Source organism: Pseudomonas sp. FA-1 (genome assembly GCF_056856075.1).
The window spans coordinates 234,936-255,946 of the sequence record NZ_JBWXTH010000010.1; the positions used below are offsets into that span (position 1 = coordinate 234,936).

Annotated in this window: 20 protein-coding genes, 2 tRNA genes and 1 pseudogene; 13 read left to right on the forward strand and 10 right to left on the reverse strand. The window is 64.1% G+C overall.

Annotation, left to right across the window (positions count from 1 at the left end):
* Positions 1 to 9 precede the first annotated feature (9 nt).
* A complete protein-coding gene (gene earP / locus AC1MHZ_RS18765) occupies positions 10 to 1,143 on the forward strand; it encodes an elongation factor P maturation arginine rhamnosyltransferase EarP (RefSeq protein WP_482966782.1) in 1,134 nt (377 codons plus the stop codon).
* A 48-nt stretch (positions 1,144 to 1,191) separates the two neighbouring features.
* Positions 1,192 to 1,761, forward strand: a complete 570-nt coding sequence (gene efp / locus AC1MHZ_RS18770) for an elongation factor P (RefSeq protein ID WP_043209827.1) — start codon at positions 1,192 to 1,194, stop codon at positions 1,759 to 1,761.
* 149 nt (positions 1,762 to 1,910) lie between these two features.
* Here the strand turns inward: efp and AC1MHZ_RS18775 are convergent, their stop codons facing one another.
* The 3 genes from AC1MHZ_RS18775 to AC1MHZ_RS18785 all read right to left on the reverse strand — a co-directional run bounded on the left by AC1MHZ_RS18775 (position 1,911) and on the right by AC1MHZ_RS18785 (position 3,935).
* Complete coding sequence (locus tag AC1MHZ_RS18775; protein WP_084854979.1) at positions 1,911 to 2,339, reverse strand: organic hydroperoxide resistance protein; 429 nt, start codon at positions 2,337 to 2,339, stop codon at positions 1,911 to 1,913.
* 128 nt (positions 2,340 to 2,467) lie between these two features.
* Entirely contained in the window at positions 2,468 to 2,923 is a 456-nt protein-coding gene (locus AC1MHZ_RS18780; RefSeq protein ID WP_084854980.1) for a MarR family winged helix-turn-helix transcriptional regulator, read from the reverse strand.
* A gap of 58 nt (positions 2,924 to 2,981) precedes the next feature.
* The gene (locus AC1MHZ_RS18785) at positions 2,982 to 3,935 is read right to left on the reverse strand and encodes a LysR family transcriptional regulator (RefSeq protein WP_482966783.1); all 954 of its coding nucleotides are present in this window, start codon (positions 3,933 to 3,935) and stop codon (positions 2,982 to 2,984) included.
* 284 nt (positions 3,936 to 4,219) lie between these two features.
* Here AC1MHZ_RS18785 and AC1MHZ_RS18790 point away from each other — a divergent pair, with 284 nt between their 5' ends.
* Positions 4,220 to 4,969, forward strand: a complete 750-nt coding sequence (locus tag AC1MHZ_RS18790) for a sulfite exporter TauE/SafE family protein (RefSeq protein WP_482966786.1) — start codon at positions 4,220 to 4,222, stop codon at positions 4,967 to 4,969.
* Positions 4,970 to 5,044: 75 nt separating this feature from the next.
* Here the strand turns inward: AC1MHZ_RS18790 and AC1MHZ_RS18795 are convergent, their stop codons facing one another.
* Positions 5,045 to 5,896, reverse strand: a complete 852-nt coding sequence (locus AC1MHZ_RS18795) for a LysR substrate-binding domain-containing protein (protein WP_084855143.1) — start codon at positions 5,894 to 5,896, stop codon at positions 5,045 to 5,047.
* A 96-nt stretch (positions 5,897 to 5,992) separates the two neighbouring features.
* Here AC1MHZ_RS18795 and AC1MHZ_RS18800 point away from each other — a divergent pair, with 96 nt between their 5' ends.
* Complete coding sequence (locus AC1MHZ_RS18800; protein WP_324818155.1) at positions 5,993 to 6,214, forward strand: DUF1127 domain-containing protein; 222 nt, start codon at positions 5,993 to 5,995, stop codon at positions 6,212 to 6,214.
* A gap of 99 nt (positions 6,215 to 6,313) precedes the next feature.
* On the opposite strand, the gene AC1MHZ_RS18805 is transcribed toward AC1MHZ_RS18800, so the two are convergent.
* Entirely contained in the window at positions 6,314 to 7,660 is a 1,347-nt protein-coding gene (locus tag AC1MHZ_RS18805; protein ID WP_084854983.1) for a class II 3-deoxy-7-phosphoheptulonate synthase, read from the reverse strand.
* Between the two features lie 113 nt (positions 7,661 to 7,773).
* Between AC1MHZ_RS18805 and AC1MHZ_RS18810 the strand changes: the two genes are divergently transcribed.
* Together AC1MHZ_RS18810 and AC1MHZ_RS18815 are read left to right on the forward strand one after the other, a co-directional pair.
* Positions 7,774 to 8,529, forward strand: a complete 756-nt coding sequence (locus AC1MHZ_RS18810) for a spermidine synthase (RefSeq protein WP_084854984.1) — start codon at positions 7,774 to 7,776, stop codon at positions 8,527 to 8,529.
* A 406-nt stretch (positions 8,530 to 8,935) separates the two neighbouring features.
* Positions 8,936 to 10,612 carry a DEAD/DEAH box helicase gene (locus AC1MHZ_RS18815; protein ID WP_084854986.1) on the forward strand — a complete coding sequence of 559 codons (1,677 nt, stop codon included), beginning with the start codon at positions 8,936 to 8,938 and terminating at the stop codon, positions 10,610 to 10,612.
* Positions 10,613 to 10,741: 129 nt separating this feature from the next.
* Here the strand turns inward: AC1MHZ_RS18815 and AC1MHZ_RS18820 are convergent, their stop codons facing one another.
* A complete protein-coding gene (locus AC1MHZ_RS18820; RefSeq protein ID WP_084854987.1) occupies positions 10,742 to 11,509 on the reverse strand; it encodes a DODA-type extradiol aromatic ring-opening family dioxygenase in 768 nt (255 codons plus the stop codon).
* A 101-nt stretch (positions 11,510 to 11,610) separates the two neighbouring features.
* Between AC1MHZ_RS18820 and AC1MHZ_RS18825 the strand changes: the two genes are divergently transcribed.
* Positions 11,611 to 12,261, forward strand: coding sequence for a thiopurine S-methyltransferase (locus tag AC1MHZ_RS18825; RefSeq protein WP_416767705.1), 651 nt, complete (start codon positions 11,611 to 11,613; stop codon positions 12,259 to 12,261).
* A 104-nt stretch (positions 12,262 to 12,365) separates the two neighbouring features.
* Here the strand turns inward: AC1MHZ_RS18825 and htpX are convergent, their stop codons facing one another.
* Both htpX and AC1MHZ_RS18835 read right to left on the reverse strand, forming a co-directional pair.
* A complete protein-coding gene (gene htpX, locus AC1MHZ_RS18830) occupies positions 12,366 to 13,253 on the reverse strand; it encodes a protease HtpX (protein WP_084854989.1) in 888 nt (295 codons plus the stop codon).
* A 285-nt stretch (positions 13,254 to 13,538) separates the two neighbouring features.
* Positions 13,539 to 14,750 carry a pyridoxal phosphate-dependent aminotransferase gene (locus AC1MHZ_RS18835; protein ID WP_084854990.1) on the reverse strand — a complete coding sequence of 404 codons (1,212 nt, stop codon included), beginning with the start codon at positions 14,748 to 14,750 and terminating at the stop codon, positions 13,539 to 13,541.
* Positions 14,751 to 14,912: 162 nt separating this feature from the next.
* On the opposite strand from AC1MHZ_RS18835, the gene msrB reads away from it, so the two are divergent.
* Together msrB and AC1MHZ_RS18845 are read left to right on the forward strand one after the other, a co-directional pair.
* A complete protein-coding gene (msrB, locus tag AC1MHZ_RS18840) occupies positions 14,913 to 15,308 on the forward strand; it encodes a peptide-methionine (R)-S-oxide reductase MsrB (RefSeq protein WP_084854991.1) in 396 nt (131 codons plus the stop codon).
* A gap of 13 nt (positions 15,309 to 15,321) precedes the next feature.
* Positions 15,322 to 15,810: a glutathione peroxidase gene (locus AC1MHZ_RS18845; protein WP_084854992.1), complete on the forward strand. Its 489-nt coding sequence runs from the start codon at positions 15,322 to 15,324 to the stop codon at positions 15,808 to 15,810.
* On the opposite strand, the pseudogene AC1MHZ_RS18850 reads toward AC1MHZ_RS18845, so the two are convergent.
* Positions 15,776 to 18,156: pseudogene (locus tag AC1MHZ_RS18850) on the reverse strand (response regulator). The gene AC1MHZ_RS18845 and the pseudogene AC1MHZ_RS18850 overlap by 35 nt on opposite strands.
* A 102-nt stretch (positions 18,157 to 18,258) precedes the next feature.
* On the opposite strand from AC1MHZ_RS18850, the gene AC1MHZ_RS18855 reads away from it, so the two are divergent.
* Both AC1MHZ_RS18855 and AC1MHZ_RS18860 read left to right on the forward strand, forming a co-directional pair.
* On the forward strand, positions 18,259 to 19,149 hold the full coding sequence (locus AC1MHZ_RS18855; RefSeq protein WP_324815337.1) for an ATP-binding protein: 891 nt from the start codon (positions 18,259 to 18,261) through the stop codon (positions 19,147 to 19,149).
* Positions 19,146 to 19,628 (forward strand): GAF domain-containing protein, encoded by a 483-nt coding sequence (locus AC1MHZ_RS18860; RefSeq protein WP_084854995.1) that lies wholly within the window; start codon positions 19,146 to 19,148, stop codon positions 19,626 to 19,628. The genes AC1MHZ_RS18855 and AC1MHZ_RS18860 overlap by 4 nt, the downstream gene beginning before the upstream one ends.
* A gap of 147 nt (positions 19,629 to 19,775) precedes the next feature.
* Here the strand turns inward: AC1MHZ_RS18860 and AC1MHZ_RS18865 are convergent, their stop codons facing one another.
* A complete protein-coding gene (locus tag AC1MHZ_RS18865; RefSeq protein ID WP_084854996.1) occupies positions 19,776 to 20,543 on the reverse strand; it encodes a hypothetical protein in 768 nt (255 codons plus the stop codon).
* 315 nt (positions 20,544 to 20,858) lie between these two features.
* Between AC1MHZ_RS18865 and AC1MHZ_RS18870 the strand changes: the two genes are divergently transcribed.
* Positions 20,859 to 20,934 (forward strand) — tRNA-Glu (locus AC1MHZ_RS18870).
* Positions 20,935 to 20,936: 2 nt separating this feature from the next.
* Positions 20,937 to 21,009 (forward strand) — tRNA-Gly (locus tag AC1MHZ_RS18875).
* Positions 21,010 to 21,011: the final 2 nt, after the last annotated feature.

Consider the following 21,011-nt stretch of genomic DNA (forward strand, 5'->3'; position numbering starts at 1 on the left):
GGAGTGGGTATGAAATCCACCTGGGACATCTTCTGCACGGTCGTCGACAACTACGGCGACATCGGCGTGACCTGGCGCCTGGCCCGCCAGCTGGTGGCCGAGCAGGGGCTGGCGGTACGCCTGTGGGTGGACGACCTGGAGGCCTTCGTGCGCCTATGCCCCGAAGCCGATGCCGGCGCCGCGCAGCAGTGGCGGGCCGGCGTCGACGTGCGGCATTGGCCGGGCCAATGGCAACCGGTGGCGCCTGGCGATGTGGTGATCGGTGCCTTTGGTTGCCGGCTGCCGGCCGATTACATCGAGGCCCTGCGCCTGCGGGCCAGGCCTGCATTGTGGCTGAACCTCGAGTACCTGAGCGCCGAGGATTGGGTCGAGGGCTGCCATGGCCTGGCCTCACCCCAGGCCAATGGGCTGCGCACCCTGTTCTTCTTCCCGGGCTTCACCGACAAGACCGGCGGTCTGCTGCGCGAGGGTACGTTGCTGGCCCGGCGCGAGGCCTTCGAGGCGGACCCGGCCGCACGCACAGCGTTCCTCGGCAGCCTGGGCGTGCAGGTGGAGGAGGGCGCGCGGCTGCTCTCGCTGTTCGCCTACGAAAACGCGCAACTGAGCAATTGGCTCGATGCCTTGGCCGAAGATGGCCAGCCCAGCCATTTGCTGGTGCCCGAGGGGCGCATCCTGGCCGACGTGCGCCAATGGCTGTGCGAGCCCGGCCTGGGGGTGGGCGATGTGCGGCGCAAAGGCGCGCTGACCGTGCAGATCCTGCCATTCGTCAGTCAGGACGATTACGATCGCCTGCTCTGGGCCTGCGACTTCAATGCCGTACGTGGCGAGGACTCCTTCGTGCGCGCCCAGTGGGCCGGCAAGCCGCTGTTGTGGCACATCTACGTGCAGGACGAGAACGCCCACTGGGAAAAACTCGAGGCGTTCCTCAAGCTTTATCGCCAAGGGCTGTCAGAAAAAGCGGGAGATGCGTTGGTCGAGCTCTGGCGGGCCTGGAACATGGATCGTGACATGGGCGCGGCCTGGCGCGGGGTTCTCCGGCACTGGCCGCAGCTGCAGGCACATGCCCGCCAATGGAGCGCCGCACAGGCCGCTCGGCCGGACCTTGCCACGACGCTGGTACAGTTTTACCGAAATTGGCTATGATACGCGGCCTCGATTTTTATAAATCCATCCAGATTCGGATACTTCGTAATGAAAACTGGTAAAGAACTGAAACCCGGTACCGTACTGCGGATCGACAACGACCCGTGGCTGGTACAGAAAGCCGAATTCACCAAGTCCGGTCGCAACAGCGCGATCATGAAGACCAAGCTGAAGAACCTGCTGACCGGCTACAAGACCGAAACCGTCTACTTCGCCGACGACAAGCTGGACGACGTGATCCTCGATCGCAAGGAAGTCACCCTGTCCTTCATCAGCGGTGATGCCTACACGTTCATGGACACCACCGACTACACCATGTACGAACTGAACGCCGAAGACATCGACGCCGTTCTGCCGTACATCGAAGAAGGCATGCAGGACGTCTGCGCCCTGACCATGTACGAAGAGAAAGTCGTATCGGTCGAACTGCCGACCACCATCAGCCGCCAGGTCACCTACACCGAGAACGCTGCTCGCGGCGACACCTCGGGTAAGGTCATGAAGCCGGCCAAGCTGGCCAACGGCACTGAAATCCAGGTTGCCGACTTCATCGAGATCGACGAGTGGATCGACATCGACACTCGCGACGGCAGCTTCAAGGGCCGTTCCAAGAAGTAATCCTTCTTGCGATCGCAAAAAACCCGGCTTTGGCCGGGTTTTTTTATGACGCGCTATTCGATGCTGCCAATCGCCGGCAAGCCGGCTCCACTACGCTGTACCTGTGGGAGCCGGCTTGCCGGCATTGGGACGCAACGCGTCCCATACGGTCAAACCGTCACATGCAACCGCACATCCACATTGTTACGCGTGGCATTGGAGTAAGGGCAGACATGGTGCGCCTTCTCCACCAGTGCCTCGGCTTCTGCCTGGGCCAGCCCCGGCAGGTTGATGTGCAGGTCGATATCCAGGCCGAACCCGCCCGGGATCTGCCCGATGCCCACCTTGGCGGTGATCGAGCTGTCGGCAGGCAGTTGCTGCTTCGCCTGGCCCGCCACGAACTTCAAGGCGCCGATGAAGCAGGCCGAATAACCGGCTGCGAACATCTGCTCGGGGTTGGTTCCGTCGCCGCCAGCGCCGCCCAGCTCCTTGGGCGTGCTCAGCTTGACCTCGAGCTTGCCGTCGCTGGAGCGGGATTTGCCATCGCGTCCGCCCGTGGAGGTTGCTTCGGCGATGTACAGGGGAGTGACCTTTTGCATCTTGAGCCTCGCTTGTGTGCTGTGCGCCGTGGCGCTGGATGGGTACGGGAATTAAATTAGCGCTCAATTATTTAGCGCGCAAGATAAATTTCATGCCGTTCATCGTTCGGCGTTCCACAGCATAGCGTTCAGAGGCTTTTTTGCAGGCTGGCGCGCAGTTCCAGCAAGTCCGCCTGCAGCTGCTGCAGGCGTTCGACACTGCGCCCGCTGGCTTGCAGGATGCACGGCGGCACGCGCCTGGCCTCGTCCTGCAGGGCGCGCCCCTTGTCGGTCAACTCCACCAGTACCACCCGCTCATCCTCGCGGCTGCGGGTGCGCTTGAGCAGCCCTTCGCTTTCCAGGCGCTTGAGCAATGGCGTCAGCGAGCCGGGGTCGGTGAGCAGGCGCTGGCTGATCTCGCCCACGGTCAGGCCGTCCTGTTCCCAGAGCACGAGCATGGCCAGGTATTGCGGATAAGTCAGGCCCAGGGCCTGCAACAGAGGTTTGTAGACCTTGGTCATCAGCAACGAGGTGGAGTGCAGGGCGAAGCAGACCTGGTTATCCAGCAGCAGCTCGTCGCAAGGGGCGTTGATGTCGGCGTTCATGCAGGTCCTTGAATGAAGTCAGGGTGAAAATCTAGCACGCTGATGGTTGGCGCGCTCACTACCTGCGCAGTCCGCTGCGCAGGGCCAGGTCCCAGGGTGGTACCGGACTGAAACGGCTCTTGAGGAATTCGAGCAGCAAGCGACTGCGAGAGTTCGTTTCATGTTCCAGGCGTAGTGCATAAATGCCACTGTTTTCCGGTGGCGGCAGGCCGTTTTCGCAGAACAGCGGCAGCAGTTCGCCGCGCAGCAGGTGGTCGCTGACCAACCAGGTGGGCAGGTGGGCGATGCCCAGGCCGGCGAGGGCGCCGAACAGCAGGGTTTCGGCATTGTTAGCGACCATGCGCATGCGTGCCGGGCGATACAGGCCGGTTTGGCCATCGACCGTGAAGCGCCAGGCGAAGGGGGGCGCCAGGCCGTCCCAGTCCAGGCCATGGTGCTCCGGCAGCTCGCTCGGGCAGGCCGGCACGCCGTGGCTGGCCAAGTAGGCGGGGCTGGCGCAGGCGATGCGCACCATGTAGGCCAGCGGCGTGGCCACCAGACGGGTGTCGGCCAAGGGGCCGGCGCGCAATACCAGGTCGACCTCGCCCAGGTGGCTGCCATGCAGATCGACGAAACTGTCGATCAGGCGCAGCTGTACGTCCAGGCCTGGGTACGCCACCAGAAAATCCGCAATGGCCGGGGCCAGATGGCGTCGGCCGAAGGCGGCAGGGGCATCGATGCGGATCAACCCTTCCGGCGCGCTGCTCAACGACACTGCCTCGGCCCGTGCCAGGCGCAGTTCCTCGATGATGCGTCGGGCCCGCTCAGCGAAAGCCTTGCCGGCTGGTGTGGCACGCACGGCGTGGGTGCTGCGGGCGAACAGGCGGCTGCCTATGGCCTGCTCCAGGTTGTCGATACGTCGGGCTACTGCCGAGGGCGTCAATGGGTGGCGGCGCGCCGCGGCGGAGAAACTGCCGGTTTCCAGCACATCGAGAAACAGGCTCAGTTGTTCGGTCAGGGTGTCAGGGCTCATGGCACACATCACTGTTGATCTAGCTCGGACCGGTGTAGGAGCGGGCTTGCCCCGCGATCGGGCGCGCAGCGGCCGTAAAACCAGCCCATTCGATACATCAGGCTGACCGTGCTTTACCGGATCGCGGCCGCTGCGCGCCCGATCGCGGGGCAAGCCCGCTCCTACAGGGGAAAGCGTTTTGCTTTTGCGGATTACGCAAAGCCATTGTGCGCTGCTGTGCGTTTCCCCACCAGCGGCGAGCCGTTAGCATGGCCTGTATTGTCAAACCGGCGGATGAGGCGCGGATGATCGAGTGGGTGATGTATGTCGTGTTGGGCGCGGCCCTGGGCACGATGGGCGGTTTGTTCGGCATCGGTGGTGGGTTGATCGCGATCCCAGCGCTGGGCGTGTTGTTTGGCCTCGACCAGCAACTGGCCCAGGGCACGGCGTTGGTGATGGTGGTACCCAACGTGCTGCTAGCGCTGTGGCGCTACAACCAGCGCAACCGCATCGAATTGCGTCATGCGTTGCCACTGGCGGTGTGCAGCTTCGTGTTCGCCTGGCTTGGCTCGATCTGGGCGGTGGGCATCGATGCGCAGGCCATGCGCCTGGGCTTCGTCGGTTTCCTGGTGGCCCTGGCGGTGTGGAACGTGGCGCGGATGTTCCTGCGCGTAGCGCCGCCAAGCGCCGAGCTGCGCTACCCCTGGCCTTGGCTGGGTGTGCTCGGCAGTTTCGCCGGCGCCATGGGCGGGTTGTTCGGTGTCGGCGGGGCAGTGGTGGCGACCCCCCTCCTGACCAGTGTATTCGGCACCACCCAGGTGGTTGCCCAAGGGCTGTCACTGGCCCTGGCTGTGCCCAGCACGTTGGTGACGTTGGTGACCTACGGTGTGCACGGCAGTGTCGACTGGCACGTGGGTATCCCGCTGGCCATCGGTGGCCTGCTCAGCATCAGCTGGGGTGTGAAGCTGGCCCACGCCTTGCCGGAGAAGTTGTTGCGCACGCTGTTCTGTGTCTTCCTGGTGGTCTGCGCTGTGATGCTGGGCTTGGAGGTCTAGCCAAGGAGCATCGCCGGCAAGCAACCAAGACCGTTTGCTCCGCTCCCATAGGGCCCGCGCCTCCGGCGACAGGCATCACTTGAACCCTTCGACGATATAGTCCGCCATGCAGTCGGTGATTGGCGATTGGTGCTGCGTGTTGCGCAACAGCATCACATTGGCCAGCGGCAGCTGCGGCAGGCCTTCGTGTTCGCCGAGCACCCGCAGGTTGCCCCCGACCAGGCTCTGCAGTTGGGCGGTGACGGCCAGGCCGGCGGTGACGATGGCGAAGATCGCCGCCAGGCTGGGGCTGGTGTAGGCGATGCGATAGTCGATGCCCTGGGCCTCCAGGGCGTTGCAGGTCCAGGCGCGGCAGAAACAGTCGGTGTTGAACAGCGCCAGGGGCATGGGGCGCTGTTCCTGCGGGCAGAAGCCCTGGGCTGCGGCCCACACCAGGCGCTCCTGGCGCAGCAACTGGCCGACCTCGTTGCCCGGTTCGCGGGTGACGATGGTCAGGTCCAGGTCCTGGCGCAGCATCAATTGCTTGGACGACTCGCAATGCACTTCCACCTGAATCAGCGGGTAGGCCTGGGCGAAGCTCGAAAGAATGGTGGGCAGAAAGCGCATGGCGTAGTCGTCGGGCGTGCCGATGCGCACCACGCCGACCATGTGCGGCATGCGCAGGGTATTGAACACCTCGCCTTGCAGCTTGAGGATGCGCCGGGCATAGCCGAGCAGTACCTGGCCCTCGGCGGTCAGCCGCACCTGGCGGCCGTCGCGTTCGAACAGCTGGCGCTGGAGAATGTCCTCTTCCAACCGCTTCATCTGCATGCTCACCGCCGATTGGGTGCGGTTCACCACCTCGCCGGCACGGGTGAAGCCGCCCTGTTCGGCGATCGCGACGAAAGTGCGCAGCACGTCCGAATCGAGATTCTGGTACTGGGACATTGCATCAATCTCCGAGATGCATTGCATCAGAAACATTCGTTGGATTGATCTTAGGCCCGGCGCGAGACTGAAGCCATCTTCACGGAGGGCTTCAAGATGAAAGGTCAGATCACAACCCTGTACGTCAAACCTTCCTCTTCGTTCACCCATCTAGGGGAAGCACTGTTGGCACGGCCGCTTCGCTGGTACGAGCTGTACCGCCAGCGCCGCGAGTTGCGCAGCCTGAGCGATGCGACCTTGCACGACCTGGGCTTGAGCAGGGCGGATATCGAGCAGGAGGCCGAGCGGCATTTCTGGGATGATCCGCTGCGCAAATGAGCAAGACCGTGCCGATGTCATCGCGGGACAAGCCCGCTCCCACAGGGTTAGCGGTGATCCTTGTGGGAGCGGGCTTGTCCCGCGATTGGGGTCGATGCCTTATTGGCGAACTTGCTTGAGCGTCTCGGCAATCAGGAATGCCAGCTCCAGTGATTGGTCGGCATTGAGCCGCGGGTCGCAATGGGTGTGGTAGCGATCCGACAACCCATCCTCGGTGATCGGCCGTGCTCCGCCGATGCACTCGGTGACATTCTGCCCGGTCATCTCGATATGGATACCGCCGGCGTACGAGCCTTCGGCCTGGTGCACCTGGAAGAACTGACGCACCTCGTCGAGGATCTGCGCAAAATCCCGGGTCTTGTAGCCGCTGCTGGCCTTGATGGTGTTGCCGTGCATCGGGTCGGAGCTCCACAGCACCTTGCGCCCTTCGCGTTCGACGGTGCGGATCAGCCCCGGCAGGTGCTCGGCTACCTTGCCGGCGCCCATGCGCACGATCAGGTTGAGCCGCCCCGGGTCGTTGTCTGGGTTGAGGGTGTCGATCAGGCGGATCAACGCCTCGGGGTTCATGCTCGGGCCGACCTTGACCCCGATCGGGTTGTGCACTCCGCGCAGGAACTCCACATGGGCACCGTCCAGCTGGCGGGTACGGTCGCCGATCCACAGCATGTGCGCCGAGCAGTCGTAGTAGTCGCCGGTCAGGCTGTCACGCCGCACGAAGGCTTCCTCGTAGTTGAGCAGCAGAGCTTCGTGGGCGGTGAAGAAGCTCGTCTCGCGTAGCTGCGGTGCGCTGTCCAGGCCGCAGGCACGCATGAACGCGAGCGTCTCGTCGATGCGCCCGGCCAGTTGGTGGTACTTCTCCGACAAGGCCGAGTTGGCGATGAAGTCCAGGTTCCATTTGTGCACCTGGTGCAGGTCGGCAAAGCCGCCCTGGGCAAAGGCGCGCAGCAGGTTGAGGCTGGCGGTGGCCTGGTGGTAGGCCTGCAGCAGGCGCTCCGGGTCCGGTACGCGGCTCTGCTCATCGAAACCGATGCCGTTGACGATGTCGCCGCGGTAGGCCGGCAAGGTCACCTGGCCGATGGTTTCGTCACCCGCCGAGCGGGGTTTGGCGAACTGCCCGGCCATGCGCCCGACCTTGACCACCGGGCAGCCGGCGGCAAAGGTCATGACAATAGCCATCTGCAGCAGCACCTTGAAGGTGTCGCGGATCTTCGCCGCCGAGAACTCGGCGAAGCTTTCGGCGCAGTCGCCGCCCTGCAGCAGGAAGGCCCGGCCCTCGGTGACCTCGGCGAACTGCCGGCGCAACTCCCGGGCTTCGCCTGCGAACACCAGCGGCGGGTAGCTGGCAAGGGTCTGCTCCACTTTGAGCAGGTGCGCGGCGTCGGGGTAGGTCGGTTGCTGCTGGATCGGCAGGGTGCGCCAGCTCTCGGGGCTCCAGGGTCGGTTCATCACGGGCTCGGTAGTCGGTTATTGGCTGCCTGCCATGGTATCAGCTGGCGGCGTGCTTGTTGCACCGGGGGCATTGGCGGACAATGGCCGTTTTGCGCGGGCAGGTGGCGGTAATGGGGACGGAGCGGGAAGAGCGGCTGTTGGCCCGGGTCGAGGATGCGTTCGGGGTCATCAGCGTCTATGAGGTGGACGACTACCGCTTCCTCGAGTTCGGCGACGCCATCGAGCAGAGCTGCACCTTCACGGCCGACCCCAGCTGGCTGGAATACGACTACACCCGCGCCATGCTGGTCGGCGCACTGTGCCATGCGCAGCCGGAGAGTGCGCTGTTCCTGGGGCTTGGGGCCGGGACCCTGACCCAGGCCTGCCTGAAGTTCCTGCCCCTGGAAGACGTCGAGGCCATCGAGCTGCGCCCCGATGTGCCGCGCCTGGCCATGGAATACATGGGCCTGGACGACGACCCGAGGCTGTACGTACGGGTGGGCGATGCCCTGGAACTGCTGCCCAGCGCCGAAAAGGCCGACCTGCTGTTCGTCGACCTCTATACCGACCACGGGCCGGGCGTCGGGCACCTGGCCTGGGGGTTCCTGGAAAACTGTCAGAAGCAGCTCAACCCGGGCGGCTGGCTGGTGATCAACCAGTGGGCCGGGGATGATGGCCGGCCTCTGGGCGCGGCGTTGCTGCGTGGCTTGTACCACCGGCATTACTGGGAGCTGCCGGTGAAGGAGGGGAATGTGATCCTGCTGGTGCCGGCCGACCTGGAGCAGGCGCTGGACCTGGACGGGCTGCGGGCGCGGGCCGAGGCGTTGGCGCCGCGCTTGGGGTATTCGTTGGAGTACCTGATCAAGGCGGTTCGGCCGGCCAGTTGAAGAAGGGCCCTGTGGGAGATCACCCAGCCCTTCGGGCTGCGCTGTCGCGCAGAGAACAAGCGGCCAACGCTCCCACAGGATGCCGCGAGGGCGACGCGAAATCGATTCAGCCTGAGCGAGTAGATGGCTCCGTGCTGGCCTTGACCGTTGAAAAAAATCTCACGGTTCTGCACTAATTCGGGTATAGTACGCGCCGGTCTTTTAGCGGACCTCAAAATCAGGTGGTGCAAATCCTCCGAGTCCAGCTTCGGCTGCGCGTCCGCTAGGCGGACCTTCCCAAGACGTTCCTTTTTCAATCGTTTTCGCAAATCCCCGCCGCCAAAGCTGCCTGGGTGACCGTTTGGTCTTTCAAGGCATGTGCAGCTTTGGAGCATGGGTCTTTGCGGATGCACCTAGAGGCAGACCCATGACCCAGGAAACCGGCGGATTCGCCGCTCTCGATCTCAATCCGAATATCGTTGCCGCAGTACTGGCGACCGGCTATGAAGAGCCGTCGGCCATCCAGCAACAGTCGATCCCGATCATCCTCGCCGGTCACGACATGATCGGCCAGGCGCAGACTGGCACCGGCAAGACCGCTGCCTTCGCCCTGCCGATCCTCAATCGCATCGACGTGAGCAAGCGCGAACCGCAAGCCCTGATCCTGGCGCCAACCCGTGAGTTGGCGCTGCAAGTAGCCACCGCTTTCGAAACCTACGCCAAGCAGATGCCAGGCGTGAACGTCGTGGCCGTGTACGGTGGTGCCCCGATGGGCCCACAGCTGCGCGCCATCCGTAACGGCGCCCAGATCGTCGTCGCCACCCCGGGCCGCCTGTGCGACCACCTGCGCCGCGACGAGAAAGTCCTGTCCACCGTCCAGTACCTGGTACTCGACGAAGCGGACGAAATGCTCAAGCTCGGTTTCATGGACGACCTGGAGGTCATCTTCAAGGCCATCCCCGAGTCGCGCCAGACCGTGCTGTTCTCCGCCACCCTGCCGTCGTCGATCCGGTCGATCGCCGAGCGTCACCTGCGTGAGCCCAAGCACGTCAAGATCCAGAGCAAGACCCAGACCGTCACCGCGATCGAGCAGGCCCACCTGATGGTCCACGCCGACCAGAAGATCCCGGCCGTGTTGCGCCTGCTGGAAGTGGAAGAGTTCGACGCGCTGATCGCCTTCGTGCGTACCAAGCAAGCCACCCTGGACCTGGCCGCCGCCCTGGAAGCCAAGGGCTACAAGGCTGCCGCGCTGAACGGCGACATCGCCCAGAACCAGCGTGAGCGCGTCATCGACTCGCTCAAGGATGGCCGCCTGGACATCGTCGTCGCCACCGACGTCGCCGCCCGTGGCCTGGACGTACCGCGCATCACCCACGTGTTCAACGTCGACATGCCGTACGACCCGGAGTCCTACGTGCACCGTATCGGCCGTACCGGCCGTGCCGGTCGCGATGGCCGTGCGCTGCTGCTGGTCACCCCGCGTGAGCGCCGCATGCTGCAGGTCATCGAGCGTGTCACCGGGCAGAAAGTTGCCGAAGCCCGCCTGCCGAACCCGCAGGCCGTGCTCGACGCGCGCATCAAGAAGCTGACCGCGAGCCTGGCGCCGCTGGTGGCCGAGTCGGAAGCCAGCCATGGCGAGCTGTTCGACCGCCTGACCGCCGACCTGGGCTGCACCCCGCGTGCCTTGGCCTCGGCCCTGCTGCGCAAGGCCACCAACGGCCAGGCCCTGGACCTGGCTGCGGTCGAGCGCGAGCAGCCGCTGGTGCCGACCTACACCCCGCGCGAGCGTGGTGAACGCAGCGAGCGCGGTGAGCGTGGCGAACGTGGTGACCGCGAGCGTCGCGCGCCGATGCCGCTGCCGGAAGGCCGCGTGCGTTGCCGTACCGCCCTCGGTGCCCGTGACGGTATCGCCGCCAAGAACCTGCTGGGCGCGATCCTCAACGAAGGCGGCCTGGCCCGTGACGCCATCGGCCGTATCCAGGTGCGTGACAGCTTCAGCCTGGTCGAGCTGCCAGAAGAAGGCCTGGAGCGTCTGCTGTCCAAGCTCAAGGACACCCGTGTGGCGGGCAAGCAGCTGAAGCTGCGCCGTTACCGCGAGGACTGATCCTGGCGCAATGAAAAAATCCCCGGCCTTGGCTGGGGATTTTTTTGCCTGGTTGGAAAGGCCGAATCGCCGGCAAGCCGGCTCCCCCAGACAGCGTCATCCTGTGGGCTTGCCGGCGATTGGGCTTATTCAGTCGAACCGATAGATATCCATCCCCAGCGCCCCCAGGGTAAACCCCTGGTGAACCACCGAGAACGTCCCTCCAGCCCCCAGGGCAAAGAACAACGGCAGCAGGTGCTCGTCACTGGGGTGATTGCGCTCGGCAAACGGTGCCTGCTGCCGATAATCGAGCAGCGCATCGCGGTCATCTGTGGCCAGCTTGTCCACCACCCAATCGCGGAACGCCAGCGCCCACGGCTCGACCGCATCGGGCCCGGCATGCCAGTCCAGCTCGCCGAGGTTGTGGGTGATGCTGCCCGAACCCACCAGCAGGATACCCTCGGCGCGCAAGGCCGAAAGCGCCTCGCCGACCTTCACCTGCAAGGCCGGGCCAAGCGGGCTGGGCAGTGACACCTGGACGACCGGGATGCTGGCGCCTGGATACATCAGCGACAAGGGCACCCAGGCACCGTGGTCGAAGGGGCGTCGGGCGTCCAGGCTGGCCGGTAGGCCGGCTGTCGCCAGGCGCTCGACGACCTGTTTGGCCAGGGCCGGTTCGCCCGGTGCGGGATACTGCACCGCATACAGCGCGGCAGGGAAGCCATGGAAGTCGTGCCAGGTTTCGGGCTGGGCGTTGCCCATCACCAACAGTTCACGGCTCTCCCAATGCGCCGACACCACCACGATCGCCTTCGGTCGCGCCAAGGCATTGGCCAGGGCCTTCAGGGCCGGGCCACTGGCACCGGGTTGCAAGGCGAGCATCGGGGAGCCGTGGGAAATGAACAGGCTGGGCAGCATGACGGAGTCCTGGCGGTTAAGATGGCTTCATCTTCGGTCAGCCATCGATCGATATCCAATATAAGTTTTCAAGGCATTTCATCGAAAAACCGGGAGGAAGCATGGAGCCAGCGTTCTGGCACAAGCGGTGGGCCGACAACCAGATCGGTTTTCACCAGGCGCAGGTCAACCCTTACCTGCAGGCCCATTGGCCGAAGTTGGGCCTGGCCCCAGGCAGTCGCGTGCTGGTGCCGTTGTGCGGCAAGAGCCTGGACCTGGCCTGGTTGGCCGGGCAGGGGCATCGAGTGCTGGGCGTGGAGCTGTCGCGGCGGGCGGTGGAGAGCTTTTTCCGCGAACATGGCCTGGTCCCGGAGGTGGAGCAGCAAGGTGCTTTCGAAGTGTGGCGCAGTGGTGATGTAGAGCTGTGGTGCGGGGACTTCTTTGCCTTGCAGGCGCAAGACTTGAAGGCGTGTGCCGGGCTCTATGATCGCGCCGCCCTGATCGCGTTGCCTGCGGATATGCGCGCACGCTACATGGCATTGCTGTCGACGCTGCTGCCAAGCGCTTGTCAGGGTGTTTTGGTGACACTCGACTATGACCAGGCACTACTCGACGGGCCGCCGTTCTCGGTGGCGGACGACGAGGTGCGGGCCGGGTTTGCCGGGTGGCGGGTGGAGTGGCTCGAGGAGCGGGAGATCATCAGGGAAAGCCCGAAGTTCGAGCAGGCGGGCGTGGTGAGCCTGGTGGAGCGGGTGTACCTGTTGGGGCGGTGAAGGGGAGGGCATTGCCCTCCAATCGCGGAGCAAACCGCTCTCACACGCTTGAGTGTCAATACAAAAGGGCGACCGAAGTCGCCCTTTTGTTCATTGCAGCTGGATCAACCGCGACGGCGCAGGGCCTCGATGCGATCTTCCAGCGGCGGGTGGCTCATCAGCAGGCCGGCCAGGCCGTGCTTGAGGCCGCCATTGATACCGAACGCCTTGAGGGTATCGGGCATGTGCACCGGCATGCCTTGTTCCACGCGCAGGCGCTGCAGGGCACCGATCATCGCGCCGGTGCCGGCCAGTTGCGCGCCGGCTTCGTCGGCGCGGTATTCGCGGCGGCGCGAGAACCACATGACGATCATGCTGGCCAGGATGCCCAGGATCAGCTCGGCGACGATGGTCGCCACGTAGTAGGCGATGCCCTGGCCTTCTTCGTTCTTGAAGATCACCTTGTCGACGAAGTTGCCGATGATGCGGGCGAAGAACATCACGAAGGTGTTCACCACACCTTGAACCAGCGCCAGGGTGACCATGTCACCGTTGGCCACGTGGCCGATCTCGTGAGCCAGCACCGCACGCACCTCGTCGGGCGAGAAGCGCTCCAGCAGGCCTTGGGAAACGGCCACCAGGGCGTCGTTGCGGTTCCAGCCGGTGGCGAAGGCGTTGGCCTCGTAGGCCGGGAAGATACCCACTTCGGGCATTTTGATGCCGGCCTCGCGGGACAGCTCTTCGACCGTTTGCAGCAGCCACTGCTCGTGGCGGGTGCGCGGCTGGGTGATGATCTGGGTGCCGGTGGTCATCTTCGCCATCCACTTGGAGATGAACAGCGAAACCAGGGAGCCTGCAAAACCGAACACGGCGCAGAAGACCAGCAGCTGGCTGAGGTTGAGGTCAACCCCGTTGGCCGCCATGAACCCATTGAAGCCGAACAGGCTCAGGGTAATGCTTGCAACCAGCACCACCGCGAGGTTGGTGGCTACAAACAACAGAATGCGCATCATGGTTGTTACGTTCTCCTGACGGACGAAAATGTTGCGTACTGCGGGCTATATAAGGGGCGGGTCCTGCTGATTCAACCGGGCGACTATTTCAAACTGTGTACGGCCGAGTATGGCAGACATTGGAACGAGGGCTGTGAGGCAGAGCGTTGCAGGATGTAAGAGATTTCCCGGTAGTCCAACGAAAGCCCAATCGCCGGCAAGCCGGCCCCCACGGGTACAGCGATGCTTTCGAGAGCAGCGCAGGGCAGGTGGGAGCCGGCTTGCCGGCGATTGGGCGCTGCGCTGTTACTGCTGGTAGGTGCGCAGGAAGTTGCCGATACGCCCGATTGCCTGTTCCAGGTCGTCCACTCGTGGCAGGGTCACCACACGGAAGTGGTCCGGCCACGGCCAGTTGAACGCTGTGCCCTGGACGATCAGCAGTTTCTCGGACAGCAGCAGGTCGAGCACGAACTTCTCGTCGTTATGGATCGGGCAGACCTTCGGGTCGATCTTCGGGAAGGCATACAGCGCGCCCATGGGTTTGACACAGCTCACGCCGGGGATGGCATTGAGCAGTTCGTAGGTACGGTTGCGCTGCTCCAGCAGGCGGCCTGGCGGCAGCACCAGGTCGTTGATGCTCTGGTAGCCGCCCAGGGCTGTCTGGATCGCGTGCTGGGCCGGCACGTTGGCGCACAGGCGCATGTTGGCCAGCATGTCGATGCCTTCGATGTAGCTCTGGGCATGGTGCTTGGGCCCGGAGATGATCAGCCAGCCGGAGCGGAAGCCTGCCACCCGGTACGACTTGGACAGGCCGTTGAAGGTCAGGCACAGCAGGTCCGGGGCCAGCGAGGCGGTGCTGATGTGCACGGCTTCGTCGTAGAGGATCTTGTCGTAGATCTCGTCGGAGAACACCACCAGGTTGTGCTGGCGCGCCAGCTCCAGCATGCCCAGCAGCAGCTCCTTGGAATACACAGCGCCTGTCGGGTTGTTCGGGTTGATGATCACCAGCGCCTTGGTGTTGGGGGTGATCTTGGCCTTGATGTCCTCGAGGTCCGGGAACCAGTCGGCCTGCTCATCGCACAGGTAGTGCACCGGCTTGCCGCCGGCCAGGCTCACCGCGGCGGTCCACAGCGGGTAGTCCGGTGCCGGGATCAGCACCTCGTCGCCGTTGTTGAGCAGCGCCTGCATGGACATCACGATCAGTTCGGACACACCGTTGCCCAGGTAGATGTCCTCGATGCCGACGCCTTCGATCTGCTTCTGCTGGCAGTACTGCATGACCGCCTTGCGCGCGCTGAACAGGCCCTTGGAGTCGCTGTAGCCCTGGGCGGTGGGCAGGTTGCGGATCACATCCTGGAGGATCTCGTCCGGCGCTTCGAAGCCAAACGGGGCCGGGTTGCCGATGTTCAGCTTGAGGATGCGATGGCCTTCCTCTTCCAGGCGTTTGGCGTGCTTGAGCACCGGGCCGCGAATGTCGTAGCAGACATTGGCGAGCTTGTTCGATTTGCTGAACTGCATGATGTGATCCCGATTGAGAAGTCGCGGCGCACCGCCGTCAAAAGGTTTGAAAAGGGCGGAGCGCATGCCAGACTGGCTGGCAAGAGAAGCCCACTAATATACGTGTCACCCCCGCCATAAAGAAAGACGGCGCGAGTGAAATTCAGCCTGCCGAGGTTACCCATGCACAAGATCGACAAAACCCTTGAAGAGTGGCGCCAGATGCTCGACCCGGCCCAGTACCAGGTGTGCCGCCTGAAGGGCACCGAGCGCCCGTTCAGCGGCAAGTACAACAGCGAGCGGCGCGACGGTATCTACCATTGCATCTGCTGTGACCTGCCGCTGTTCGACGCCAAGGCCAAGTTCGACGCCGGCTGCGGCTGGCCGAGCTTCTACGAGCCGATCGAGCAAAGCGCCATGATCGAAGTGCGCGACACCTCCCATGGCATGATCCGCACCGAGGTCACCTGTGCCCGCTGCGATGCCCACCTGGGCCATGTGTTCCCCGATGGCCCGCCACCGACCGGCCTGCGCTATTGCATCAACTCGGTGTGCCTGGACCTCAAACCGCGTGACTGACCGGAGACCTGCGATGGCCGACTCGCTGAGCGATATCCGCTGCGTCACCCTCGGTGGCGAGCACAAAGTGCTGGGCGATTTCCCCGGCAAGGCGCTGTTGGTGGTCAACACCGCCAGCCAGTGCGGTTTCACGCCCCAGTACAAAGGCCTGGAGCAGCTCTGGCAGGACTACCGGGCCCAGGGGCTGGTGGTGCTGGGCTTTCCCTGCAACCAGTTCGGCAAGCAGGAGCCGGGCGAGGCGCGCGAAATCGCGCAGTTCTGCCAGCGCAACTTCGGTGTGAGCTTCCCGCTGTTCCGCAAGGTGGAGGTCAACGGCCCGGGCGCCCACCCGCTGTTCGTCGAGCTGAAGAAGCGCGCGCCAGGCATCTTCGGCACGCAACGGATCAAGTGGAATTTCACCAAGTTCCTGATCGACCCGGCCAGCGGCAAGGTCACCCGCTTTTCCCCCCGTACCAAGCCCGACGCGCTCAAGGCGCCGATCGAGGCGCTGCTTGATCGCTGAACGGCGCCCAGTGCTCGACCAACGCCAGCAACTCTTCACGGCGAAACGGCTTGGCCAGGTAGTCGTTCATGCCGGCGGCGCGGCAGCGCTCACGCTCCTCGGGCATGGCGTTGGCGGTCAGGGCTACGATCGGCAAGGCTGACCAGCGCCCGTCCTGGCGGATGCGCCGGGTGGCCTCGTAGCCATCCATCACGGGCATGTTGCAGTCCATCAGCACCATGTCCACCGCTTCATGCTCCAGCTGCTCCAGGGCCTCGACGCCCTGGGTGGCCAGCAGCACGTCGCAGCCGAGCTTGAGCAGCATGCCCTTGGCCACCAGTTGGTTGACCGGGTTGTCCTCCACCAGCAGCACGCGTGCCCGCCGCTGCCCTGGCGGGGGTTGCTCGTGGGGTTGTGGCGCGTCGGGCTCGTCACCGTGCAGCGCGCGGCGCAGGATCTGGTACAGGGCATTGCGCGCCAGCGGGCGGGCCAGTTGCAGCAAGGGCGCCAGTTGCGTGACCTCTTCACCGGTCAGGAAATTGCCATAGGCCGTCACCAGCAGGATCGGTGCCTTGAGTCCCGGGCGCAGGGCGAACAGGTGCTCGAGGTCATCGGTGATCAACAGGTCGGGCGCGGCATCGACGGCCAGGGCCACCTCGTCCATCCGCTGGTAGGCCAGGCCCCAACCGGGTAGCAGGCTTTGCAGCAGCTCAGCCAGGCCGCTGCCGGCATTGCTCAAGGCCACCACGCGCCCGGCCAGTGGCGCGGGCGGGATGGCTTCGGTGTGCACCAGCAGCGGCAGCTCGGCGCTGAAACGGCTGCCGAAGCCGGCTTCGGACTGGATGTGCAGGTGGCCTTGCATGGCCTTGCACAGGTTACGGGTCAAGGCCAGGCCCAGGCCGGTACCGCCGTACTGGCGGGTGATGCCGGCGCCGGCTTGGGTGAAGGGCTGGAAGATCCGTGCCTGGGCTTGTTCGGGAATGCCGATGCCGGTGTCGCAGACCTCCAGGCGCACGCCGCCGACGATAGCGGCCAGACGCACATCGACACGACCGAAACGGGTGAACTTGAGGGCGTTGGACAACAGGTTGCTGACGATCTGCCGTACCCGGGTCGGGTCACCCACGACGGAGCTCGGGAAGCCCGGGCTGACCAGGCAGGTCAGCTCGACGTTGGCTGCGGCGTTCTGCGACAGCAGGTTGGCGGTGTCCTCGACCATCGCGCCCATGTCGAACGGGATGCGTTCGAGCTCCAGCTGGCCGGCATCGAACTTCGACAGGTCGAGAATATCGTTGAGCAGTTCCACCAGCACCTTGCCCGAGTCGTGGGCGATCGACAGCTGCTGGTGTTGTTCGGCAGCCAAGGGGCTGTCCAGGGCCAGGGCGATCATGCCCAGCATGCCGTTCAGGGGGGTACGGATCTCATGGCTCATGTTGGCCAGGAAGGCGGCCCGTGTCTGGGCCATGTCCAGCGCCCGCTGGCGCGCCTGTTCCAGCTCCTGGTTGGACTGGCTCAGCCGGTCGTTGCTGGCCTTCAGTTCGTTGGTGCGGGCCGAGACGATGTCCTCCAGCTCGTTGAGGTACTGCGTGAGGCGGTTCTCGGCATTGCGCCGCTGCTGGATTTCCGCGGCCATGCTGACGAGCTGCTGGTTGGTCACCTTCACCAGCACGCCGATCTCGTCCTGCTCATGGCCGGGCGGGCATTCCAGGCGGCCTGGCTGCGGGTGGCGCGGGTCGCTGCTGCTCAGGGCGGCGATGACCCTGACCAGGGGCTTGGTCAGCATCAGGTAGAACAGCGCAAGGAGGATACCGGTCAGTACCAGGCTGCGGGCGAACCCATTGACCAAGGTGACCCCGGCACGGTCGAGGAAGCGGCTGCCGAAGGCGTAGGTATCGACTTCCAGGTACAGGGTGCCCTGGTATTCGTTGGGCATGTGCGGCAGGAACAAGCGCTCCTGGAACTGGCGTTGCTCGCCGAACAGAAAATCGCTCAAGGGGCGGTAGCGGTCGTCCAGGCGTGGGCGTTGGGAGTCGGCCAGTACCGCGCCGTTGTTGTCGACCAGCCGTGCGCGGGTCACCGCCGGCGATTGCAGCAGGCCACCGGTCAGTTCCTTGGCCAGTTCGGCATCGATGTTATAGGAAATGCGCGAGACCGGGTCGTGGGTGATCTGTAGCAACGCTTCGATTTCACGGTTGATGGATGCGTCTTCGCTGGCATAATCGATACCGATCTGGATGAAACTGAGCAAGGTACCCAGTACGCAGCCGACCAGGACTGTCAACCGGGCTTGCTTGTATGACAGGCGATTGGTGAACTTGATATCCATGAGTTTCGAGCCGGTTTCGCGCCCCTGCGCTGCGCAAGCATAGCCCGAGACACCCTGGGCTGCTGGCAGGTCTGTCGTTCGTTTCAGGTTGGCCGCTATTTTTTGGGCCGCGCAGCGGCCCCGACTGACTTCCAGGAGCCCCCATGGACGCCCGCTTGACCGCTTTCCTCGACCGCGCCGAATCCGTGCTCGCGCGCCTCGAACCCCTGCTGCCCGCACCACGCCCGGACATCGACTGGTCGACCACGCTGGCCGCGCGCTGGCAGCGCGATGGCCGCAGCGGCTATCTGCTGCCGCTGCAGGTCAGCCTCGATATTCGCCTGAGCGACCTGATCGGCGTCGACCAGCAACGTGAGCAGTTGGGCCGCAACACCCACCAGTTCATCCAGGGCATGCCCGCCAACCACGCTTTGCTGTGGGGCTCGCGCGGCACTGGCAAGTCGTCGCTGGTGCGTGCGCTGCTGGCCGAACATGCTGGCCAGGGCCTGCGTCTGATCGAGATCGAACGCGACCACCTGGCCGACCTGCCGCGGGTGGTCGAACAGCTGCACGCATGCCAGCAGCGCTTCATCCTGTTCTGCGACGACTTGTCGTTCGAGGCGGGGGAGGGCGACTACCGAGTGCTCAAGAGTGTGCTCGACGGCTCGCTGGAGCAGGCGCCGGACAACGTGCTGCTGTACGCCACCTCCAACCGCCGCCATCTGGTGCCAGAGAAGGAAAGCGATAACGCGAACTGGCAGCGCGTCGATGGCGAGCTGCACCCCAGCGAGGCGGTGGAGGACAAGATCGCCCTCTCGGACCGCTTCGGCCTGTGGCTGTCGTTCTACCCCTTCACTCAGGACCACTTCCTCGATGTGGTCGAACACTGGATCGGCCAGCTGGCCACTGCGGCCGGCCTGCGCTGGCAACGTGACGAGCAGCTGGACATCCTCGCCGTGCGCTGGGCCACCGGCCGCGGCAACCGTAATGGCCGTTGTGCCTATCAGTTCGCCCGCTACTGGGTCGGGCTGCAATTGCTGGAGCAAAAACCATGATCGACCTCAATGCCAGTGGCAACGGCCTCGATGGCTACGACCTACTGGCCGCGCAAGTGCAGGCGTTGTTCGCCGACGAGCGCGACTTCATCGCCAACGCCGCACAGTTTTGCGCCTTCCTCTATCACCAGGTGGAGGGCCTGAACTGGGCGGGCTTTTATCTGAACCGCGACGAGCAATTGGTGCTGGGCCCATTCCAGGGCCAAGTGGCCTGCGTGCGCATTCCCTTCGGCAAGGGCGTGTGCGGCGCGGCGGCGGCCACCCGGCAGACCCAGCGGGTCGAGGATGTACATGCCTTCCCCGGGCATATCGCCTGTGACAGCGCGTCCAACAGCGAGCTGGTGATTCCGCTGGTGAAAGGCGGGCGGTTGATGGGTGTGCTGGACCTGGACAGCCCCAGGCTTGCGCGTTTCAGCGAGGCGGACCAAGTGGGGCTGGAGCGCCTGGCGGCGATCTTCCTGGAATTGACCGATTGCTGAAGGGGGCGCAAAGGGCCTGAGCCTGGGTTGTCCGGCCGGGCCCAATCGCCGGCGAGCCGGCTCCCACCAGAACGGCGCACGCTCAGGAATCGCTCGGCCCTGTGGGAGCCGGCTTGCCGGCGATTGGGCCATGGAAATGGAAGGCGGTCAGTCGTAAACGGCCTTCTTCTTCCAGGTCTCTTCGTCGTCGGTCTTGAGCCCCTGGGTCAGTTCGTTCTCGTCATTCTCGGCCGGCTCCATCTGGTCCTGCACCAGGGCATTGGCCCGGGCCAGCAGTTTCTCCAGATAGACACGCTGCTCTTCGTACTGTTTGGGATCCTGCTGCTTGCGCAGGTACTGTACGCCGCGTTCGAACGCCAGGCGCGCCTGCGCCGGCTGGCTCTGCTGCAGCGCCTGTTGGCCCAGGTTGTTGAAGAACTCGATATGCAACAGTACCAGCAGGTGGCGGATTTCCTTGACCCAGTACTTGCCTTCGTTGGTCTGCAGGAAGCCTTCCTGGGTGGCGCGCACGATCTGGTTGTGCAGCGACTCGAGCAGGTAGCGCACTTCCTTGGCCTTGGCCTCGGTCTGGATCGGGCTGGGTGGGTTGTCGATCGGCAGGGCCTCGCCTTGGGCAATGAGCCCTTCCAAGGCCGTGATGCGCGCCTTGATCTCTGTGTTGTGCTTGTCCAGCGCCAGTTGGCGCTGGTTGAGGTTGAGCTCCAGGCGCGTGAGCAGCAGCTTGAGCGCCGGGGTCATCAGCTGCCGAGGAAAGGTCTCGGTGATTTCGCCACAGCGGCGCAGGCGTTCGGCCAGCTCTATCTTCAGTCGTGCGCGTTCCAGCTTGGCGTTTTCCACGACATTGTTCAGATAACCGATCACGATCAGTAATGCGATGCCTGCGACGATGAGCAGGGTGATCAGGAGTGGTGTCACCGTTAACGCCTCGTTGGTAAATAGTAGTTTTCTGTATTGAGTGTAGGAGAGTTCGACTTGCGCCGGAAAGCCCGTCCGGCGGTCTTAGGATTTTTCCTGCTGGCGCTTTGCCATGAGCTTGCCGACTGGCTGTCAGAAAATCAACGTCAGTTTTCGGGCATGCCCCCGGCGGTCTCTTATAAAGACGGAAGTCATTGATTTAAATAAATTTCCACAAAGGGGTTGACGACCCTCCAAGGCATCCATAGAATGCGCGCCACTTGCAGCGTAAAGCACACAGCGAAGCGCGGCAGGGAGTGAAAAGTTGTAGTGTGTGTCCCCTTCGTCTAGTGGCCTAGGACACCGCCCTTTCACGGCGGTAACAGGGGTTCGAGTCCCCTAGGGGACGCCAATGCGGGAATAGCTCAGTTGGTAGAGCACGACCTTGCCAAGGTCGGGGTCGCGAGTTCGAGTCTCGTTTCCCGCTCC

Coding starts and splice junctions, on each gene's coding strand:
- AC1MHZ_RS18800 (WP_324818155.1), top strand. CDS start 5,993: ATGAAAGGTCAGATCACAACCCTGTACGTCAAACCTTCCTCTTCGTTC.
- AC1MHZ_RS18825 (WP_416767705.1), top strand. CDS start 11,611: ATGGAGCCAGCGTTCTGGCACAAGCGGTGGGCCGACAACCAGATCGGT.
- AC1MHZ_RS18785 (WP_482966783.1), bottom strand. CDS start 3,935: ATGAGCCCTGACACCCTGACCGAACAACTGAGCCTGTTTCTCGATGTG.
- AC1MHZ_RS18835 (WP_084854990.1), bottom strand. CDS start 14,750: ATGCAGTTCAGCAAATCGAACAAGCTCGCCAATGTCTGCTACGACATT.
- efp (WP_043209827.1), top strand. CDS start 1,192: ATGAAAACTGGTAAAGAACTGAAACCCGGTACCGTACTGCGGATCGAC.
- AC1MHZ_RS18790 (WP_482966786.1), top strand. CDS start 4,220: ATGATCGAGTGGGTGATGTATGTCGTGTTGGGCGCGGCCCTGGGCACG.
- AC1MHZ_RS18815 (WP_084854986.1), top strand. CDS start 8,936: ATGACCCAGGAAACCGGCGGATTCGCCGCTCTCGATCTCAATCCGAAT.
- AC1MHZ_RS18780 (WP_084854980.1), bottom strand. CDS start 2,923: ATGAACGCCGACATCAACGCCCCTTGCGACGAGCTGCTGCTGGATAAC.
- earP (WP_482966782.1), top strand. CDS start 10: ATGAAATCCACCTGGGACATCTTCTGCACGGTCGTCGACAACTACGGC.
- AC1MHZ_RS18860 (WP_084854995.1), top strand. CDS start 19,146: ATGATCGACCTCAATGCCAGTGGCAACGGCCTCGATGGCTACGACCTA.
- htpX (WP_084854989.1), bottom strand. CDS start 13,253: ATGATGCGCATTCTGTTGTTTGTAGCCACCAACCTCGCGGTGGTGCTG.
- AC1MHZ_RS18855 (WP_324815337.1), top strand. CDS start 18,259: ATGGACGCCCGCTTGACCGCTTTCCTCGACCGCGCCGAATCCGTGCTC.
- msrB (WP_084854991.1), top strand. CDS start 14,913: ATGCACAAGATCGACAAAACCCTTGAAGAGTGGCGCCAGATGCTCGAC.
- AC1MHZ_RS18795 (WP_084855143.1), bottom strand. CDS start 5,896: ATGTCCCAGTACCAGAATCTCGATTCGGACGTGCTGCGCACTTTCGTC.
- AC1MHZ_RS18775 (WP_084854979.1), bottom strand. CDS start 2,339: ATGCAAAAGGTCACTCCCCTGTACATCGCCGAAGCAACCTCCACGGGC.
- AC1MHZ_RS18845 (WP_084854992.1), top strand. CDS start 15,322: ATGGCCGACTCGCTGAGCGATATCCGCTGCGTCACCCTCGGTGGCGAG.
- AC1MHZ_RS18810 (WP_084854984.1), top strand. CDS start 7,774: ATGGGGACGGAGCGGGAAGAGCGGCTGTTGGCCCGGGTCGAGGATGCG.
- AC1MHZ_RS18820 (WP_084854987.1), bottom strand. CDS start 11,509: ATGCTGCCCAGCCTGTTCATTTCCCACGGCTCCCCGATGCTCGCCTTG.
- AC1MHZ_RS18805 (WP_084854983.1), bottom strand. CDS start 7,660: ATGAACCGACCCTGGAGCCCCGAGAGCTGGCGCACCCTGCCGATCCAG.